The organism is Sphingomonas sorbitolis, from assembly GCF_036663875.1.
Taxonomy (GTDB): Bacteria; Pseudomonadota; Alphaproteobacteria; order Sphingomonadales; family Sphingomonadaceae; genus Sphingomonas.
Genome location: NZ_JAXOJS010000001.1, coordinates 392,380 through 411,146, shown reverse-complemented (window position 1 = coordinate 411,146; position 18,767 = coordinate 392,380). Strand labels below are relative to the sequence as shown.

The window sequence follows — 18,767 nt, the reverse complement described above, 5'->3', positions numbered from 1 at the left end:
AGAGACATGCACGCCTATCGCACCCACAATTGCGCCGCCCTCCGCCCCGAACAGGTCGGCGAAGAGGTTCGCGTCTCCGGCTGGGTCCACAAGAAGCGCGATCACGGCGACCTCGTCTTCATCGATCTGCGCGATCACTACGGCATCACGCAGATCGTCACGGACGTCAGCGGGCCGGTCTTCAAGGTCATCGAGGGTCTGAAGAGCGAAAGCGTCGTCACGATCACCGGCAAGGTCACCGCACGTGCACCCGAAGCCGTGAACCCGAACCTGCCGACCGGCGGAATCGAGATCCGCGCGACTGCCGCGACCGTCCAGTCGATGGCCGGCGAACTGCCGATGCCGGTCGCCGGCGAGGCCGAGTACCCCGAGGATATCCGCCTGCGCTATCGGTACCTCGATCTGCGTCGCGAGCGGCTCCACGCGAACATCATGCTCCGCAGCCAGGTGATCACGTCACTCCGCAACCGGATGAATTCGCAAGGGTTCACCGAATTTCAGACGCCGATCCTGACCGCATCGTCGCCCGAAGGTGCGCGCGATTATCTGGTGCCGAGCCGCGTTCATCCGGGGAAGTTCTACGCGCTCCCACAGGCGCCGCAGATGTTCAAGCAGCTGCTGATGGTTGCCGGCTTCGACCGCTATTTCCAGATCGCCCCGTGCTTCCGCGATGAAGACGCCCGCGCCGATCGTTCGCCGGGCGAATTCTACCAGCTCGATTTCGAGATGAGCTTCGTCACGCAGGACGATGTGTTCAATGCGATCGAGCCCGTCCTGCACGGTGTGTTCGAGGAGTTCGCAGACTGGCAGGGCAAAGGCCGACAGGTCTCGGCGCTTCCGTTCAAGCGCATCCCCTACCGCGAATCGATGCTGAAGTACGGCAGCGACAAGCCCGACCTGCGCAACCCGATCCTGATCCACGACGTCGGCCATCACTTCGTCGATTCGGGCTTTGGCCTGTTCGCCGGGATCGTCGCCGGCGGTGACGTGGTCCGTGCGATCCCCGCGCCGAACACCGCCGACAAGAGCCGCAAATTCTTCACCGACATGAACGACTGGGCGCGCGCCGAGGGGCATGCCGGGCTCGGCTACATCACGCAGAAGAACGGCGAGCTCGGCGGCCCGATCGCCAAGAACCACGGCGAGGAGGCGACCCGGAAGCTAATCGCCGAGATGGGTCTCGGCCCGAACGACGGCATCTTCTTCGCCGCCGGCAAGGAACTGCCCGCCTCGAAGCTGGCGGGCGCCGCCCGTGCGCGGATCGGCGCAGACCTCGGCCTGATCGACGAGAACCGGTTCGAGTTCTGCTGGATCGTCGATTTCCCGATGTTCGAATATGACGAGGACGCCAAGAAGGTCGATTTCAGCCACAACCCTTTCTCGATGCCGCAGGGCGAGATGGACGCGCTGGAAAACAAGGATCCGCTCGATATCCTGGCGTACCAGTACGACATCGTCTGCAACGGCGTCGAGCTGTCGTCGGGCGCGATCCGGAACCATCGTCCGGAGATCATGTACAAGGCGTTCGAGATCGCCGGCTACACGCAGGCCGACGTCGACACGAACTTCGCCGGCATGATCAACGCGTTCAAGGTCGGCGCACCGCCACATGGTGGCTCGGCGCCGGGGATCGACCGGATGGTGATGCTGCTCGCCGGCGAACCGAACATCCGCGAGGTCGTGCTGTTCCCGATGAACCAGAAAGCCGAGGACCTGATGATGGGCGCGCCGAGCCCGGTCAGCGCCAAGCAGCTGAAGGAACTCAACATCCGCCTGACGGTCGATGGTCCGAAGGACGCGACGAAGGTGGTCGCGCCGAGCGCTGGGTGACTGCTCTCTGTCCCTCGCCCCTACGGGGAGAGGGAAGGAGGAGCCGCTTGGCGACGGGAGGGTGAGGGGCGGTTGGTGCGCACCAACTTCCCCTCACCCTCCCACCCGCAAGCGCGGGCGGGGCCCTCCCTCTCCCCGAAGGGGCGAGGGAAAGATGTTATCCCCTCCACCGCTTTCCCCATCCAGCTAACCATGCAAATACGCATGCCGGCTAAGGGGCTGGCATGCGCGACGATCAGATGACACCGGCGCCAAGCCTCGTCCGCAGCCTTGGCGTCATGGGCGTCCTGTTCCTCACTCTCTCCGTCGCGACCCCGGCGTCGTCGGTGTTCGTCATCGTCCCCGGCATGCTTCAGGTCGCGGGCACCGGCGCGGTGTGGGCAACGCTGATCGCCGGACTCGTCTGCGTAGCGACCGCGTTCGTCTACGCGGAACTCTCCTCCGCATGGCCAGTCGCGGGCGGCGAGTATGTCGCGGTCGCGCATACGCTCGGGCCGATGGCGGGGTTCGTCATGCTCGGCGTCAACGTCTTCAACAACCTGCTCTTCCCCCCGGTCGCAGGCCTGGGCGTCAGCGCGGTGCTCGGCACGCTGACGCCCGGCCTGCCGCAGATCCCCATCGCTATCGCCGTGGTCGCAGGGTCGACGCTGGTCGCTATCCTCCAGATCAAGGTGAACGCCTGGCTCACCGGGCTCTTCCTGCTGGTCGAGATGCTGGCGATCCTCGCGGTCGTCTGGCTCGGATTCGCCGACGCCGTGCGCCCGTTCGGCGACCTGCTCCTCCACCCGGTGATGCCGCAAGCTGGCGCGCTCATCCCCGCGTCCGCCGCCTCGATCGGCCTCGCCACCTCGATCGCGATCTTCGCGCTCAATGGCTATGGCGCCGCGGTGTATTTCGGCGAGGAGATGCTCGACGCCCCCCGGCTGATCGCGCGCGCCATCATGGCCTCGCTCGCGCTGACTCTGCTGTTCGAGGGCATCCCGATCGTCGCGGTCCTCGTCGGTGCACCAGACCTCCACGCCACGCTTACCGCCGACGACCCGTTCGGCCTCCTCGTCACCCTCCGCAGCGGCACCACGACGGCGAACTGGATCTCGATCGGCGTCGTCGTCGCGATCGTCAACGCGGTGATCGCCTGCATCCTCGCCTGCGCGCGCTTCTTCTACGGCACCGCGCGCGACGGGAGCTGGGGGCGTCCGCTCGATCGGTGGATGACGCAGGTCCACCCGAAGTTCGGCTCGCCCTGGGTCGGCACGCTGCTGGTCGGCGGGTTCGGGATCGTCGCGTGCTTTCTGCCGCTCCAGTTGCTGCTGGTGCTCAGCGGCACCGGCCTCGTCGCGATCTACACGGGCATCTGCGTCGCGGCGATCGTCGGCAGGCGTACCGGCAAGACCGCCCACGCCCCCTACCAGATGCCGTTCTACCCAATCGCTCCGGTGGTGACGCTGCTCGCGCTCGGCTATGTCTGCTGGACGAGTTGGCTCGATATCGAGGAGGGACGCCCCGGTTTGATCATGACGGGCGCGCAGATCCTGCTGTCGATCGCCTATTATTGGTTCGTCCTGCGCCGACGGGGCGCCTGGAACGTTCAGATCCCGACCCTTGCGACGGAGCATGATGCATGACGATACACCTGGCCGACTACGAAGATGGCGACGAGTACGATGGCAAGTACAAGCACGACCTCGCCGCGCTGCAAAAGCGGCTCGAGCATATCCAGGTTGCGCACATCGTAGGCGGTACGCGCGCGATCGTGATGTTCGAAGGCTGGGATGCGGCAGGGAAGGGCGGCATCATCCAGCGCCTGTCGGCCGAATGGGACCCGCGCAACTACAAGGTCTGGCCGATCTCGGCGCCGACTGCGGACGAGAAGGCGCATCATTTCCTCTGGCGCTTCTGGAACCGGTTGCCGGCCAACGGCAACATCGCGGTGTTCGACCGCAGCTGGTACGGGCGAGTCCTGGTCGAGCGCGTCGAGGGGTTCGCCAGCGAGACCGAATGGCGGCACGGCTATGACGAGATCAACGCGTTCGAGGCGCAACAGGTCGAGAGCGGCACCACCCTCATCAAGCTGTTCATCCATACCACGCAGAAGGAGCAGGACCGACGATTGAAGGCGCGTCTCGACGATCCGTGGAAGCACTGGAAGACCGGACTCGATGATTTCCACAACCGGTCGCGCCGTGAAGACTATCTGGAAGCGATGGCCGAAATGTTCGCGCGCACCGACACCGCGACTGCGCCGTGGACCGTCATCGACGGCAATGACAAGAAGGCGGCCCGGATCGCAGCGCTGACGCTGATCGCGGACCGCCTCGAAGCCGGCGTGTCGATGATGCCGCCACCGCTCGACCCGAAGGTCAAGAAAGTGGCGGAGAAAGCGTTAGGCCTTCGCTGACTTGGCCTCTGCTGCATCGGCCTGGATGAACTCGTCATCCTCGTTGAGCAGCAGCATCTGGCCCTTATCGATGCCGAAATAGGCACCGCGCAGGGCCAGCGTGCCGGCGGCCTCTGCCTCGGTCACGAACGGGAAGGTGCGCAGGTTGGCGATCGAGGTGCGGACGGATTCGAGTTCCATCTCGCGACCGGCCTCGGCACCATCGCCGAATTTCGCGACAACCTTCTCGCGTGCGCCGTCGAGCAGGCTCACCCAGTCGGAGACGAAGCCACCCGCGCCACGCTCGGCATCGGCGAACGCCTGCGTGAGGGCAGCCTTGCAGCCACCGCACTTCTCGTGGCCCATCACGACGATCTCTTCGACCTTCAGCTGCGTGACGGCGAACTCGATCGCCGCCGAAACACCGTGATGGCCACCACCGGTCTCGAACGGCGGTACGAGGTTGGCGACGTTGCGCACGACGAACACTTCGCCCGGCAGCGTATCGAAAATCTGCGCGGGTTCGACGCGGCTGTCGGAGCAGGCGATGATCATCACCTTGGGGCTCTGGCCGTCCTGCAGTTCCTTCCAGCGCTCGCGCTGCTCCTCCCAGGGGCCGTCCTTGAAGCGGTGATAGCCTTCGATCATTTCCGGAAAGTGAGTTGGCACGGTTAGCCTTCCATATCAGTTTGCGATGCAACATGAAAAACTTGTCATGTTGAAACTGGTTCCATGATTTTATCCGGTTCGTCCGATGGTTCCAACCCGCTGACATAGCCCGCCGCCATTGTCTCAGCGGCAGGGCGGGGCTATCTGGCGTGCATGAACGACATGACCCCGATGGCTGCGCCGGTCCGCGCGCGCAAGCCCGACTGGATCCGCGTCAAGGCGCCGACCTCCGCTGGCTTCGCAAAGACGCGCGAGTTGATGCGCTCGAAAAGCCTCACCACCGTATGCGAAGAGGCAGCGTGCCCGAACATCGGCGAATGCTGGTCGAAGAAGCATGCGACGGTCATGATCCTCGGCGACACCTGCACGCGGGCGTGCGCGTTCTGCAACGTCAAGACCGGCATGCCGCGCGCGGTCGATCGGATGGAGCCGCAGAACGTCGCCGATGCGGCGGCGCAGATGGGGCTCAACCACATCGTCATCACCTCGGTCGATCGTGACGATCTGCCCGATGGCGGCGCGTCGCAGTTCGTGAAGGTGATCCAGGCGATCCGCGCGTCGAACCCGACCACGACGATCGAAATCCTCACGCCCGATTTCCGCAACAAGGCGCAGGCCGCGATCGAGTCGATCGTCGAGGCGCGCCCCGACGTCTACAACCATAACCTCGAGACGGTGCCGCGGCTCTATCCGACGATCCGCCCGGGTGCGCGCTATTATGCGTCGCTGCGCCTACTGGAGAGCGTCAAGAAGCACGATCCGTCGATCTTCACCAAGTCGGGCGTGATGCTCGGGCTCGGCGAGGAGCGTCTGGAGATCCATCAGGTGATGGACGACATGCGCTGTGCCGACATCGATTTCCTGACGATGGGGCAGTATCTCCAACCGACGCCCCGCCATGCCAAGGTCGCAGAGTTCGTGCCGCCCAAGGCGTTCGACGCCTATGCCTCGATCGCGCGTGCGAAGGGCTTCCTGCTGGTCGCGTCGTCGCCGCTGACCCGGTCGAGCTATCACGCGGGTGACGACTTCGAGCGGTTGCGCGCGAACCGCGATGCCAAGCTGGGCGTCGCGCGCATCTGATGCCGAAGCATTCGGAAACGCGCCATCTGCCCTATACGCCTGAGCAGATGTTCGACCTGGTGGCCGATGTCGGTCGTTATGCCGAGTTCCTGCCGTGGGTCAGCGCGATGCGCGTGCGGTCGAACAGCGAGACCGAGACGCTCGCCGACATGATCGTCGGCTTCAAGGGCCTGCGCGAGACGTTCACGTCGCGCGTGCAGAAGGTCCGGCCGAGCGAACTTAACGTCGATTACGTCGATGGCCCGCTCAAGTATCTGCGCAACGAATGGCATTTCCGCCCCGAGCCCCAGGGCTGCGCGGTCGATTTCACCGTCGACTTCGCGTTCAAGAACCGGATGTTCGAGATGATCGCGGGCCAGGTGTTCGGCGCCGCGTTGCGAAAGATGATCGGCGCGTTCGAAACGCGCGCCGCCGAACTCTATGGTGCGGATGCATCCGGCAGTAAGAGTTCGAGCGCCCACAACGCGGCCTGAAGCCGGATCCCGCCTCGGCCGAGATCGCCGAAGTCCTTGCGATCGGCATGGACGTCAGACGGGTCGCCGCCCTTCTCCGCACGGCCGAACACGACCGTACCGACCGGCTTCTTGAGCGAGCCGCCGCCGGGGCCCGCGACGCCTGTAATGGCGACCGCGATGTCGGCGCCCGACTGCTTGAGTGCAGCCTGCGCCATGCTCCACGCCACGGCGATCGAGACCGCGCCGAACGTTTCGAGCACATCCGAGCTGATCTTGAGCACGCCGAGCTTGGCTTCGTTCGAATAGGTGACGAAGCCCACCTCGAACACGTCGGACGAGCCGGGAATTTCCGTCAGCGCGGCCGCGACGAGGCCACCGGTGCAGCTTTCGGCGACCGCGACACGGCGCCCGATCGCGCGGTTCTGCTCGACGACTTTACGCGCGGCGTCGACCAGTTCGGCGGGAAGGATGGTGTCCATCAGCGTGTCTCCACCGGGCAGAGCAGCATCGCGACCGCGGCGATATCACCGCTGCGCGACTTCTGGGATTTGAGGTACCGCAACGTCTCGACGACGATGCCCGCGGTGTTGCGCGGTGGCAAGGGCTGGAGCAGCGTCACCATCCGGTCGATCGTCCCGCAATCGCGCGTCGCGATCCGCCCGACGATCTGCGGCACCAGCAACGTCGTGAGCAACGGTCGCGCAAACTCCGAGTCGAGCATCGCATCGACCGCAGGATCGCTGAGCTTGACGATCGCCGCACGGGCCGCGGGCCAAGCTCGGTCGGACTCGATCTGGTAGCGACCGATCAGTGCACTAGACTGCGACCGGATAAGGCTGGCGGCGGGAAGCTGTGCCGCGCAGACCCGACCGGTTTCACGGAGGATGTCGGGCATCGCGACGAGCGTCAGCGATTCGGCCTCAGGGCCGGTGATGCACCGCGGTTGCGCCGCTGCGGGGCTGGCGACGAGCGCGATCGCAGTGAGCGTTGCTGCAATCTTCACAAGGACGATCCCGGAACGCGGACGGTCGCAACGGCCTGCGCGGCGATACCTTCGCCGCGCCCGGTGAAGCCGAGCCGTTCGGTCGTCGTCGCCTTGACGCTGACCCGGTCGAGCGTGAGCCCAAGCAAGTCCGCGATCCGCGCAGTCATTGCCGCACGGTGCGGGCCGATCTTGGGCGCCTCGCACATGAGTGTCAGGTCGACGAAATCGATCCGGCCGCGCTTGTCGGCGATCAGCTTGGCCGCGTGCTGGAGGAACTGCGCGGAGTCGGCGCCCTTCCACTGCGGATCGCTCGGCGGGAAATGCGTGCCGATATCGCCCGCCGCGATCGTCCCGAGCAGCGCGTCCGTCAGCGCGTGAAGCGCGACGTCGGCGTCGCTATGCCCCGACAGTCCCTTGTCGTGCGGGATCAGGACGCCGCCGAGCCAGAGTTCTTCGCCGGTTTCGAGCCGGTGGACGTCGAAGCCCATCGCGGTGCGGGTTTCGTAGGCGACCCGCGCTTCGGCGGCCGCGAAATCTTCGGGATGAGTGACTTTCTCGAGCATCGCCGAGCCCTGCACCAACGCGACGCCGACGCCAAGCCGTCGCACCATCTGCGCATCGTCAGTCGCCTCTTCGTCGGCAGGCCAGACAGCGTGGGCGGCGCGCAAGGCCTCCACCGCAAACGCCTGGGGAGTCTGCACCCGGTTGAGGTTTGCGCGGGGCACGATGTCACCCAGCAGGCCACTGCCGCGCGCGAGCGTATCGGTCACCGGGAGCACTGGAATCGCCGCGTCCCTAATCTTCAAGGCGGCGACGAGCGAATCGATAACCGCGGCAGGCAGGAAGGGGCGGGCGGCGTCGTGGATCAACACATGCGTTGCACCGCCGACTGCCGCGACCCCGTTCGCGACCGACTCGCGCCGGGTCGCACCACCAATGACGATCGTCGCATCGCGCCCCAGTGCGTCGATCGCCATCGCCTTCTGCCCTTCGGCTACGACGACGATCGTCTCGGCAATCGAAGGATGCGCCGCGAACGCGGCGTGCGAATAGGCGATCATCGGTCGCCCACCGATCCGCGCATATTGCTTGGGAACCGATCCCCCGGCGCGCACGCCGGTTCCGGCTGCGACGATGATCGCGACGATACGCTGTCCCTGTGTCATCCCCGCGACCTAGCGGTTCGCCCCCGCGCTCGCCAGTCTTGCGAGAAACGGCCAGACAGGGTAGGGCCGTGCCTCTTTTTCAGGCACATTCATGCGTAATCTATCCCCCATCCAGATCGGTCCCGTCCGGATCGAAAGCCCCGTCGTGCTCGCGCCGATGACCGGCGTCACCGACATGCCGTTCCGCACGCTCGTGCGACGCTATGGCTCGGGCCTCAACGTCACTGAGATGGTGGCGAGCCAGGCCGCGATTCGCGAGACCCGCCAGTCGCTCCAGAAGGCGGCGTGGGACCGGCTGGAAGAGCCGGTGTCGATGCAGCTGATCGGCTGCACCCCGTACGAGATGGGCGAGGCCGCCAAGCTCAGTCAGGATCGCGGCGCGGCGATCATCGACATCAACATGGGCTGTCCGGTGCGGAAAGTCGTCAACGGCGATGCAGGCTCAGCACTGATGCGCGACACCAAGCTCGCCAGCGCGATCATCGAAGCGACGGTCAAGGCGGTCGACGTGCCCGTGACGTTGAAGATGCGGATGGGCTGGTGCCACGACAGCCTCAACGCCCCCGATCTCGCACGGATCGCCGAAGATCTCGGCATCAAGCTGATCACCGTCCACGGCCGCACGCGCAACCAGATGTATAAGGGCAGCGCCGACTGGGGCTTCGTCCGCAAGGTCAAGGACGCGGTCAGCGTGCCGGTGATCGTCAACGGCGACATCTGCACCATCGAGGACGCCGAAGCGGCGATGGACCAGTCGGGCGCGGACGGCCTGATGATCGGCCGCGGCAGCTACGGTCGCCCGTGGGTGCTCGGCCAGGTGATGGAGTGGTTCGCCACCGGCCGCCGCATCGAAGACCCGTCGATCACCGAGCAATATGACGCGATCGCAGGGCATTACGAGGCGATGCTCGAACATTACGGGATCGAGACCGGCGTCAACATGGCGCGCAAGCACATCGGCTGGTACACCAAGGGCCTCCCCGGTTCGGCCGAGTTCCGCAACAAGGTGAACCAGGTGCCCGATCCCAAGCAGGTCAAGGCGATGCTTGCCGAGTTCTACGCGCCTTGGCGTGACCTTGCGGCGGCCTGACACCAGTTCACGCGGACGGCCGAGCTTTGCGGAGCTGTTCGCTGCGCTTCCGGTCGCGGTCGTCGTCGTCGATCCCGACCACCGTGTCGCGCACGCCAATGCGCTCGCCGAACAACTGCTGAACTTGTCCGAGCGGCTGATGATCGGCCAGCCGCTCGACGCGATCATCCCGCCGCCCGACGATCCGCGCAACCGCGATGGGCACGGGCTGGCGGTCTATGACACCGAGATATCGACCGCGCGCGGCGTGAAGATCCGCGTCGACTTTGCCGAGACTCAGATCGCCGATTATCCTGGCTGGCGCGCCATCACGCTTCATTCCGCCGCAACCTCGCGCCGCCTCGGCCATTCCGCGGACCGTGCGGCCGGAGCCAGGGCTGCGGTCGGTGCGGCGGCAATGCTGGCGCACGAGATCAAGAACCCGCTGTCGGGCATCCGCGGTGCCGCCCAACTGCTCGGCGCCGGTGAATTGACCACGCTGATCGTCACCGAGGTCGACCGCATCGCCGCGTTGATCGATCGGATGCAGGATTTCAGCGACACGCGGCCGCTGCCACTCGCCAGCGAGAACATCTATCCGCTGCTCGGCCATGCCCGCCGGCTCGCGCTCGCTGGGTTCGCACGCGGCATCACGATCGAGGAACGCTTCGATCCGTCGCTCCCCCCCGCACAGATCAACCGCGATGCGCTGCTCCAGATTGTCATAAACCTGCTTAAGAACGCGCGCGAAGCCGTTCGAAACGAACGCGAACCGCGGCTCGTGATGACCACCGCCTATCGTCACGGCATCACCGTCAGCGCCGCACCGGGCAAGCCGCGCGTGCCGCTGCCGATCGAGATCTGCATCTTCGACAACGGCCCGGGCGCGCCGGCCGACATTGCCGATCACCTGTTCGATCCGTTCGTGTCAGGTCGTCGCGAAGGGCAGGGGCTCGGCCTCGCGCTCGTCGACAAACTCACGCGAGACATGGGCGGCATCGTCCAATACGCCCGGGAAGGTACGCCGGAAATGACCGTCCTCCGCCTGTTGCTCCCGAGAGCGGCATCATGAGCACCGTCCTGGTCGTCGACGACGATGCCGCGATCCGCACCGTCGTCGCGCAGGCACTCCGCCGGGCGGGGCATGACGTCACCGTCGCCGACAGTCTGGCGCAACTCGAACGCGCGCTCGCGGCCTCGCTTCCCGACGTCCTCGTCACCGACGTCATTCTCCCCGACGGCGACGGCATCGACCACGTCCGCAGCGTCGCCGCGCGCTTTCCGCTGCTGCCGATCATCGTCCTCTCGGCCCAGAACACGCTGACCACCGCGGTCCGCGCGGCCGAAGTCGGTGCCTACGAATACCTCCCCAAGCCGTTCGACCTCGACGTCCTTACGCGTGCAGTCGCCGGTGCGCTTGCCCGTGGCGGCATGGTCAGCGAGGATGCGCTCCACGACGCGGATCGTGCACTCCCGCTGATTGGGCGTTCGGCGGCGATGCAGGACGTCTATCGGATCATCGCCCGGGTCGTCTCGAACGACCTGACCGTGCTGATCTCGGGCGAATCGGGCACCGGCAAGGAACTCGTCGCGCGCGCGATCCATGATCTGGGGCCACGCAGCGCGGCCCCGTTCGTCGCGATCAACATGGCCGCGATCCCGCGCGAACTGATCGAGGCCGAGCTGTTCGGGCATGAGCGCGGTGCCTTCACCGGCGCGGCAACGCGCAATGCCGGGCGGTTCGAGCAGGCGTCGGGCGGCACGCTGTTCCTCGACGAGATCGGCGACATGCCGATGGAGGCGCAGACCCGCCTGCTCCGCGTGCTTCAGTCGGGCGAGTTCACCAGCGTCGGCGGGGCAAGGACGATCCGCGTCGACGTCCGTATCGTCGCCGCCACCAACCGCGATCTGGCATCGCAGGTCGCTAATGGCCAGTTCCGCGAAGACCTGTTCTACCGCCTCAACGTCGTGCCGATCGCGCTGCCGGCACTCCGCGAGCGGCGGCAGGACATCGCCTTGCTCGCACGCCACTTCCTCGATCACGCCGCCATGCAAGGCCTGCCACGCCGTCAACTCGGCGGCGACGCGCTGACCGAACTCGGCGCACATGATTGGCCGGGCAATGTCCGCGAACTCGAGAACCTGATGCGTCGTCTCGCCGTGCTGGCGCGTGACGAGGTGATCGGCGCCGAGGCGATCCGGGCGATGATCGGCACCCAGGCGGCGTCGAGCGAAGCGGTGGAGATCGAGATCGGCCAGGCGGTGCGCGCGATGATCGACCGGATCGCGCGCGAAGATCCCGCATCGCTCGACGATGGCACGCTCTACGACCGCGTGATCGGCGAAGTCGAACGCCCGCTGATCGAGGCGATGCTCGCGCGCCACGGACAGAATCAGCTTCGCGCGGCGCGCGCGCTCGGCATCAACCGCAACACGCTCCGCAAAAGGCTCGATACGCTCGGCATCCATATCGACAGCGGTGTCGATGCACAGCGCGGTGACGAGGCGGAACGGCGCTGATCCTGTCATTATGTGGTTTCCTGGCAACGGTTGACGTTGTATCGGGGCAACGATGATCGCTTCCGCGACGCTACCGATGGATGATGACGGGCCCGCGCACCGGTTCGCGGTGACGCCTGCGGTCGAAGCGCTTGTGCTGGGCGTCGCGATCGCGATCGCCGTGGCCAGCTATTTCGTCATCACCGGCTCCGACGCACCGCAGCGTCTGTTGGCCCCGCCGCTCGTCGCGCTGCTGCTCGTCGCCAATCTCGTGCCGGGGATCGCCCTGCTCATGCTGCTGGGGCGGCGGGTGGCGATGCGGCGTGCGGCGCGTTCGCCGGTCGGTGGTGGCGGTCGCCTCCATGTCCGCCTCGTCGCATTGTTCTCGATCGTTGCGGCGGTGCCGATGCTGCTGGTGACGATCTTTGCGTCGCTGCTGTTCCAGTACGGCGTCCAGTTCTGGTATTCCGACCAGGCGCGCGGAATGCTTGAGAATGCGACCGGGCTTGCCCAGTCGTCCTACGCCCGCCAGCTTAACCGATGGCAGGAAGCCACCGTGACGATGGCGAGCGACATGTCCGCCTATCTCCGCGAACGCTCGCTGCAGAGCCCGGATTTTTCCGGTTGGTTCCTCCAACAGGTCTATTTTCGCAGCCTGTCGGAAGCGGCGTTGTTCAAGCTGTCCCCCCAGCAGGGGATCCAGACGCTAGCGATCGTCAACCCGTACGAGATCGACTTTACGCGTCGTGTCACGCCCTCGGCGATCGCCGAACTGCGATCAGGCAAAAGCGCGGTCGTGGCGGTGACCGGCGATCGTATCCAGACGATCACGATGCTGCCGGGATCTGATGAGCTTTTCCTCTATGCGGGCCGCGTCGAGGATACGAAATTACTGTCCGAACAGACCACGCGCGCGAACGATGTGCTGAAGAGTTATCGATCGCTTCTGGCCAGGGCGCGCAGCCTGCAACTGCAGTTCAATGCGGCACTGCTGCTGATCTCGTTGTTGATCGTCGGGATTGCGGTGTGGATCGCGCTGGCGGTCGCGGATCGCCTCGTCCGGCCGGTCGGCGAGCTCGTCGACGCCGCACGCCGGGTGGCAGGCGGCGACCTGACTGCGCGCGTGCCCGATCCTCGCAGCCGCGACGAGGTCGGCACGCTCGCCAACGCGTTCAACCAGATGACCGGGCAGCTGGAGGCGCAGAACACCGAACTCGTCACCGCCAATGGCCAGCTCGAAAGCCGCCGCGCGCTGATCGAGGCGGTGATGGCAGGCGTTTCCGCGGGCGTCGTCGCAACCGGACGCGAGCGGACGATCACGATCGCCAATGATTCGGCGACGACGTTGCTCGGCACCGATGCCGGCGGGCTGGTCGGTCGGCGACTGGTCGATGTCGCACCCGAGCTCGACGCGATGCTCGACGGTGGGGACCGCGAGGCGATCGTCGAGGTCGGGCAGGGCGGCGACGTCCGCACGCTGGCGGTGCGGATTGCGAGACCTGCGACGGGCCCGATCCTGACCTTCGACGACATCACGCAGCAATTGCTCGATCAGCGCCGTGCGGCCTGGTCCGACGTCGCGCGGCGGATCGCGCACGAGATCAAGAACCCGCTGACCCCGATCCAGCTTGCCGCCGAACGCCTACAACGCCGCTACGGCACAAAGACCGAGATGCAGGACGGCACCTTCTCGCGGCTGACCGACACGATCATCCGTCAGGTCGGCGATCTGCGCCGGATGGTCGACGAGTTCTCGTCGTTCGCCCGGATGCCAAAGCCCGTCTTTCGCGAGGAATCGCTGGTCGACGCCGCGCGGCAAGCGCTTTTCCTGCACGAGGTGGCGCACCCCGCGATCGGGTTCCATCTGGTCAACGACGACCCCGGCCTGGCGCTGGTCTGCGACCGTCGCCAGATCGGACAGGCGCTCACGAACCTCGTTAAGAACGCGGTCGAAGCCATTGAGGCAAAGGGTGAACCCGGTGGATCGGTCACCATGGCGCTGAGCCAGGATCCGGGCCGCAGCGTGACCATCGCGCTGGCCGACACGGGCATCGGCCTGCCCGTCGATCGCGACCGGATCATGGAACCCTATGTCACGACACGGGCGCGTGGCACCGGTCTCGGGCTTGCCATCGTCAAGAAGATCATTGAGGAACATTGTGGCACGATCGGGTTCTCCGATCGACCGGGTGGCGGTACACTCGTCACCATGATCTTCGATATAAGGGCGCTCACCGCGCTCGACCAAGGGGGCCTGGATCAAGGGGGGCTCGACGCAAGAGGGCCGCTACCCGAGGGGGCAGGGGATGGCCAACTCGCCACCATGACTCGCAACCGGACATGATTTGATGGCGCTCGATATTCTCGTCGTGGACGACGAACGTGACATTCGCGAACTGGTCGCCGGCGTCCTGGAGGACGAAGGCTATGCGACGCGTGATGCTGGCGACAGCGACAGCGCGCTAGAGGCGATTGCCGCGCGGCGACCATCGCTGGTGCTGCTCGACGTCTGGCTGCAAGGCTCGCGGCTCGACGGGCTAGAATTGCTCGACGAGATCAAGCGGCGCGATCCGTCGATCCCGGTGCTGGTGATCTCGGGCCACGGCAACCTCGACACTGCGGTCGCCGCCATCCGCCGCGGCGCGTCCGATTTCATCGAAAAGCCGTTCGAGGCCGAGCGCCTGTTGCTGATGGTCGCGCGCGCGACCGAGACCGAGCGGCTGCGTCGTGAGGTCGCGACGTTGCGAGCAACCGTCGGCCGCGAGACCGATCTGACCGGCAGCTCGGGATCGATCAACGGCGTCCGCGCCACGCTGAAGCGCGTCGCCGCGACCGGCAGTCGCGTGCTCATCATGGGCGGGGCAGGGGTCGGCAAGGAAGTCGCCGCGCGCCTGCTGCATGGCTGGAGCCTGCGCACCGACGCGCCGTTCATCGTCGTCAGCGCTGCACGGATGACTCCGGAGCGCGTCGATGAGGAGCTGTTCGGCGTCGAGGAAGCGGGTGATCTCGTCCGTCCAGGCCTGTTCGAGCAGGCACATGGCGGCACGCTGTTTCTCGACGAGATCGCCGACATGCCAATCACCACGCAGGCGAGGATCCTGCGCGCGCTGACCGACCAGAGTTTCACGCGCGTTGGTGGCACCCGAGTGGTCAAGGTCGACGTCCGTGTCGTCTCGGCGACCGCCCGCGACCTCGTCTTCGAGATCGCCGAGGGGCGGTTTCGCGAGGACCTGTATTACCGTCTCAACGTTGTCCCCGTGACGATCCCGCCGCTGTCCGATCGCCGCGAGGACATCCCCGCGCTGGTCCAGCATTTCATCGCGCATTACGCGTCCGAACGCCGCGTGCCGACGCCCGAGATCGCAGCCGACGCGATGGTCGCGCTGCAATCCTATGACTGGCCCGGTAACGTCCGCCAGCTGCGCAACGTCGTCGAGCGGACGATCATCCTCGCACCGGGCGACCGGATCGGCCGGATCGATATCGACCTTTTGCCCGCCGAAGTGCTTGGCGATCAGGGCGACATGGGCGCGGCGGGCGGCACCGCGATCATGGGATCGCCGTTGCGGGAGGCGCGCGAGACGTTCGAACGCGAATATCTCCGCGTCCAGATTCGGCGCTTTTCGGGCAACATCTCGCGGACGGCGAGCTTCATCGGCATGGAGCGATCGGCGCTCCACCGCAAACTGAAGCTCCTCGGCATCACCGAAACACGCGACGAATAAGGCGCCGCAATTTCGCCCCCCTCTGGAACTATTGGGGTGGCGATCATAGATCATATACGGTGCCCGGTAACCGGGTGCATCTCCGACGCTGGGAAACAGCGCCTTGCGGGCAAAGTCCCGCCAAAAACAAAGGGTTATCCCATTGGCCGATAAACCAGGCTCGCTTCAGGACCTCTTCCTGAATGCACTCCGGCGCTCCAAGACGCCGGTCACGATGTTCCTCGTCAAGGGCGTGAAGCTCCAGGGCATCGTCACATGGTTCGATAATTTTTCCGTGCTGCTCCGCCGCGACGGCCAGTCGCAGCTGATCTACAAGCACGCCATTTCGACGATCATGCCCGCCGGACCGATGGACGTGTCGGCGATCGTGGACGCGGTTGGAGAGAACCAGAAGAAGCACCCGTTGCTGCAGGACATTTTCCTCAACGCGGTGCGGAAATCCGAAGACAGCGTGACGATGTTCCTGATCAACGGCGTCATGCTGCAGGGCCAGATCGCCGGCTTCGACCTGTTCTGCATGCTTCTCCAGCGCGAAGGCATGGCACAGCTCGTCTATAAGCACGCGGTCTCGACGATCCAGCCGGCGCGCCCGCTGAACCTCGCCGAGGAACCCACTGATACGGATGATGTCGATGACGCGGACCATGACGATTGAGTAGCGGTTTCGAACGCGATCGGGACGAGTTCACCCGCGGTACGCGCGCGATCGTGGTGTTGCCCGACCAGGGTGACGCATCGCGCGACGTCGATGCTCGCTTGGAGGAGACCGCCGGTCTCGCCGCGGCGATCGGCGTCGAGGTGGTCGAGCGGATCGCTTACCGCGTTCGTCAGCCCAAGCCGGCGACGCTGATAGGCAGCGGTCAGGTCGAACTGCTCGCGACCCAGGTGCGGATGGAAGAGGCGGGGCTCGTCGTGTTCGACGCGAGTCTCAGCCCGGTCCAGCAGCGCAATCTCGAAAAGGCGCTCGAGACCAAGGTCATCGATCGCACCGGGCTGATCCTCGAGATCTTCGGCGAGCGCGCAGCGACCGCCGAGGGCCGCTTGCAGGTCGAACTCGCGCATCTCGATTATCAGGCCGGCCGGCTGGTACGGAGCTGGACCCATCTCGAACGCCAGCGCGGTGGCTTCGGCTTCCTCGGCGGTCCGGGCGAGACCCAGATCGAGGCGGATCGCCGCCTGATCCGCGACCGGATGGCCCGGTTGAAGCGCGAATTGGAGCAGGTCAGCCGCACCCGTGGGCTTCACCGCGAGCGGCGCCAGCGTGCGCCGTGGCCAGTGATCGCGCTGGTCGGCTACACCAATGCGGGCAAGTCGACGCTGTTCAACCGGCTCACGGGCGCCGACGTGATGGCAGATGATCTGCTGTTCGCCACGCTCGACCCGACGTTGCGGCAGATCCAGTTGCCCGGCATCGACAAGGCGATTCTCTCCGACACGGTGGGGTTCGTCTCGGACCTGCCGACGCAGCTGGTCGCCGCGTTCAAGGCGACGCTCGAGGAGGTGGTCTCTGCCGACCTGCTCGTCCATATCCGCGATATCGCGCATCCCGATACCGAGGCGCAGCGGACCGACGTCGAGACCGTGCTGGCCGAAATCGGCGTGGACGAGAACACGCCGCGGTTCGAGGTCTGGAACAAGCTCGACCTGCTCGATGCCGAGACGCATGACGAGATTGCGGGCCAGGCCGCGCACCGCGACGACGTGGTCGCGATCTCGGCGCTGAGCGGGGAAGGGGTGGATGAGTTGATCCACCAGGTCGCCGCCAAGTTGACCGGCGCGCATCGTCGCTACAGCATCACGCTCGATGCGACCGACGGGGCGGGGGCGGCATGGCTACATGCGCACGGTGAGGTGCTTGGCAGCTTGGACGACGAACTCGAGACGACCTACGACGTGCGGCTGTCCGAAACCGACTACGACCGGTTTATCCGCCGCGACGCTTGACCGACTGCCACAGGGCTTCCTTCTGATCGAGTGTCATGGCGGCGAAGGCATCGCCGCCATCGGCCTCGATCGCCCGGAACCGCGCCTCGAACTTCGCATTGCCGGCGCGTAACGCCGCCTCCGGATCGATGCCGAGATGACGCGCCCAGTTCGTCACTGCGAACAACAGGTCGCCGATCTCTTCTGCCACCGTATCTGAACCAGCCTCGCGAACCTCTTCGATTTCCTCAAAAACCTTCGCGAGCGGCCCTGCCGAATCGGGCCAGTCGAACCCTATGCGTGCGGCGCGCTTCTGCAGTTTCTCGGCGCGCGACAAGGCGGGCAGGCCGATCGCGACTCCGGCCAAGGCGCTGGGATCGGACTTCTCCGCACGCTCCGCCGCCTTGATCGTTTCCCATCCCGGCGAGGTCGCGGCATCGCCGAAGATATGCGGATGGCGGCGCTCCATCTTGTCGCTGATCGCGGCGACGACATCGGCCAATGTGAACGCGCCCGATTCCTCGGCGATGCGGCTGTGGAACACGACCTGGAGCAGCAGGTCGCCAAGCTCGTCCTTGAGATCGGCGGGATCGTCGCGTGCAATCGCATCGGCGACCTCATACGCTTCCTCGATCGTGTAGGGCGCGATGGTCGACCAGGTCTGCACGCGGTCCCACGCGCAACCGTCGACCGGATCGCGCAACCGCGCCATGATGGACATCAACCGTTCGATCATCGGAATCTTCTGCCTGCCATGAGCCTGTCGTATCGCCATAGCGCGCGAGGTCACCAAAGCGCGACGGTCATTGCGCTGCGGACAGGCAATTGGTGGCCGGGGATGACGAACGCTCTGCATCCGGTATCAATCTCGCTACGTATGCAAGATCGATAATATATATTATGTTAAATAAGATATAGTATTGGGCGGGTGAGGCCCATGCTGCTCGCGGCATATGCGTCGGAAAAGCAACCTAGCGCACTATCGCGTC

17 protein-coding genes are annotated in these 18,767 nt (G+C 65.6%); 12 read left to right on the top strand and 5 right to left on the bottom strand.

All coding sequences use genetic code 11. From position 1 onward, the window contains the following. Positions 1-6: 6 nt before the first annotated feature. The 3 genes from aspS (at position 7) to U1763_RS01630 (ending at position 4,228) form a co-directional block, all read left to right on the top strand. Complete coding sequence (aspS, locus tag U1763_RS01640) at positions 7-1,830, top strand: aspartate--tRNA ligase (protein ID WP_200912536.1); 1,824 nt, start codon at positions 7-9, stop codon at positions 1,828-1,830. A gap of 224 nt (positions 1,831-2,054) precedes the next feature. Next, positions 2,055-3,455 (top strand): APC family permease, encoded by a 1,401-nt coding sequence (locus U1763_RS01635; RefSeq protein ID WP_332753821.1) that lies wholly within the window; start codon positions 2,055-2,057, stop codon positions 3,453-3,455. Continuing rightward, complete coding sequence (locus U1763_RS01630; protein ID WP_332753820.1) at positions 3,452-4,228, top strand: polyphosphate kinase 2 family protein; 777 nt, start codon at positions 3,452-3,454, stop codon at positions 4,226-4,228. The genes U1763_RS01635 and U1763_RS01630 overlap by 4 nt, the downstream gene beginning before the upstream one ends. Here U1763_RS01630 and U1763_RS01625 read toward each other — a convergent pair. After that, the gene (locus U1763_RS01625) at positions 4,214-4,855 is read right to left on the bottom strand and encodes a carbonic anhydrase (RefSeq protein ID WP_332754389.1); all 642 of its coding nucleotides are present in this window, start codon (positions 4,853-4,855) and stop codon (positions 4,214-4,216) included. The genes U1763_RS01630 and U1763_RS01625 overlap by 15 nt on opposite strands. Before the next feature lie 174 nt (positions 4,856-5,029). Here U1763_RS01625 and lipA point away from each other — a divergent pair, with 174 nt between their 5' ends. Both lipA and U1763_RS01615 read left to right on the top strand, forming a co-directional pair. Beyond that, positions 5,030-5,956 (top strand): lipoyl synthase, encoded by a 927-nt coding sequence (gene lipA, locus U1763_RS01620; protein ID WP_120300234.1) that lies wholly within the window; start codon positions 5,030-5,032, stop codon positions 5,954-5,956. Continuing rightward, on the top strand, positions 5,956-6,429 hold the full coding sequence (locus U1763_RS01615) for a type II toxin-antitoxin system RatA family toxin (RefSeq protein ID WP_132896343.1): 474 nt from the start codon (positions 5,956-5,958) through the stop codon (positions 6,427-6,429). The genes lipA and U1763_RS01615 overlap by 1 nt, the downstream gene beginning before the upstream one ends. Here the strand turns inward: U1763_RS01615 and U1763_RS01610 are convergent. From U1763_RS01610 to U1763_RS01600, 3 genes are read right to left on the bottom strand one after another with little or no spacing between them, the layout of a single operon-like run. Next, positions 6,375-6,890, bottom strand: a complete 516-nt coding sequence (locus tag U1763_RS01610; protein ID WP_132896344.1) for a CinA family protein — start codon at positions 6,888-6,890, stop codon at positions 6,375-6,377. The two genes, U1763_RS01615 and U1763_RS01610, sit on opposite strands and share 55 nt — an antisense overlap. Then, a complete protein-coding gene (locus tag U1763_RS01605; RefSeq protein ID WP_332753819.1) occupies positions 6,890-7,414 on the bottom strand; it encodes a hypothetical protein in 525 nt (174 codons plus the stop codon). Before U1763_RS01605 ends, U1763_RS01610 begins: the two co-directional genes overlap by 1 nt. Next, complete coding sequence (locus tag U1763_RS01600) at positions 7,411-8,562, bottom strand: bifunctional 2-C-methyl-D-erythritol 4-phosphate cytidylyltransferase/2-C-methyl-D-erythritol 2,4-cyclodiphosphate synthase (protein ID WP_332753818.1); 1,152 nt, start codon at positions 8,560-8,562, stop codon at positions 7,411-7,413. Before U1763_RS01600 ends, U1763_RS01605 begins: the two co-directional genes overlap by 4 nt. A gap of 91 nt (positions 8,563-8,653) precedes the next feature. Here U1763_RS01600 and dusB point away from each other — a divergent pair, with 91 nt between their 5' ends. From dusB to hflX, 7 genes are all read left to right on the top strand, one after another. Continuing rightward, positions 8,654-9,652, top strand: coding sequence for a tRNA dihydrouridine synthase DusB (gene dusB, locus U1763_RS01595; RefSeq protein WP_132896347.1), 999 nt, complete (start codon positions 8,654-8,656; stop codon positions 9,650-9,652). Then, entirely contained in the window at positions 9,639-10,703 is a 1,065-nt protein-coding gene (locus U1763_RS01590; RefSeq protein ID WP_332753817.1) for a two-component system sensor histidine kinase NtrB, read from the top strand. Before dusB ends, U1763_RS01590 begins: the two co-directional genes overlap by 14 nt. Next, entirely contained in the window at positions 10,700-12,151 is a 1,452-nt protein-coding gene (gene ntrC / locus U1763_RS01585; RefSeq protein WP_332753816.1) for a nitrogen regulation protein NR(I), read from the top strand. The genes U1763_RS01590 and ntrC overlap by 4 nt, the downstream gene beginning before the upstream one ends. A 52-nt stretch (positions 12,152-12,203) precedes the next feature. Continuing rightward, the gene (locus U1763_RS01580) at positions 12,204-14,474 is read left to right on the top strand and encodes a sensor histidine kinase (protein ID WP_332753815.1); all 2,271 of its coding nucleotides are present in this window, start codon (positions 12,204-12,206) and stop codon (positions 14,472-14,474) included. A gap of 4 nt (positions 14,475-14,478) precedes the next feature. Continuing rightward, positions 14,479-15,855, top strand: coding sequence for a nitrogen assimilation response regulator NtrX (ntrX, locus tag U1763_RS01575; RefSeq protein WP_132734059.1), 1,377 nt, complete (start codon positions 14,479-14,481; stop codon positions 15,853-15,855). Positions 15,856-15,943: 88 nt separating this feature from the next. After that, a complete protein-coding gene (gene hfq / locus U1763_RS01570) occupies positions 15,944-16,510 on the top strand; it encodes an RNA chaperone Hfq (protein WP_435368360.1) in 567 nt (188 codons plus the stop codon). Next, the gene (gene hflX, locus U1763_RS01565) at positions 16,507-17,799 is read left to right on the top strand and encodes a GTPase HflX (protein WP_332753814.1); all 1,293 of its coding nucleotides are present in this window, start codon (positions 16,507-16,509) and stop codon (positions 17,797-17,799) included. The genes hfq and hflX overlap by 4 nt, the downstream gene beginning before the upstream one ends. Here hflX and mazG read toward each other — a convergent pair. Then, on the bottom strand, positions 17,780-18,514 hold the full coding sequence (mazG, locus tag U1763_RS01560; protein WP_332753813.1) for a nucleoside triphosphate pyrophosphohydrolase: 735 nt from the start codon (positions 18,512-18,514) through the stop codon (positions 17,780-17,782). The genes hflX and mazG overlap by 20 nt on opposite strands. Between the last annotated feature and the right edge of the window lie 253 nt (positions 18,515-18,767).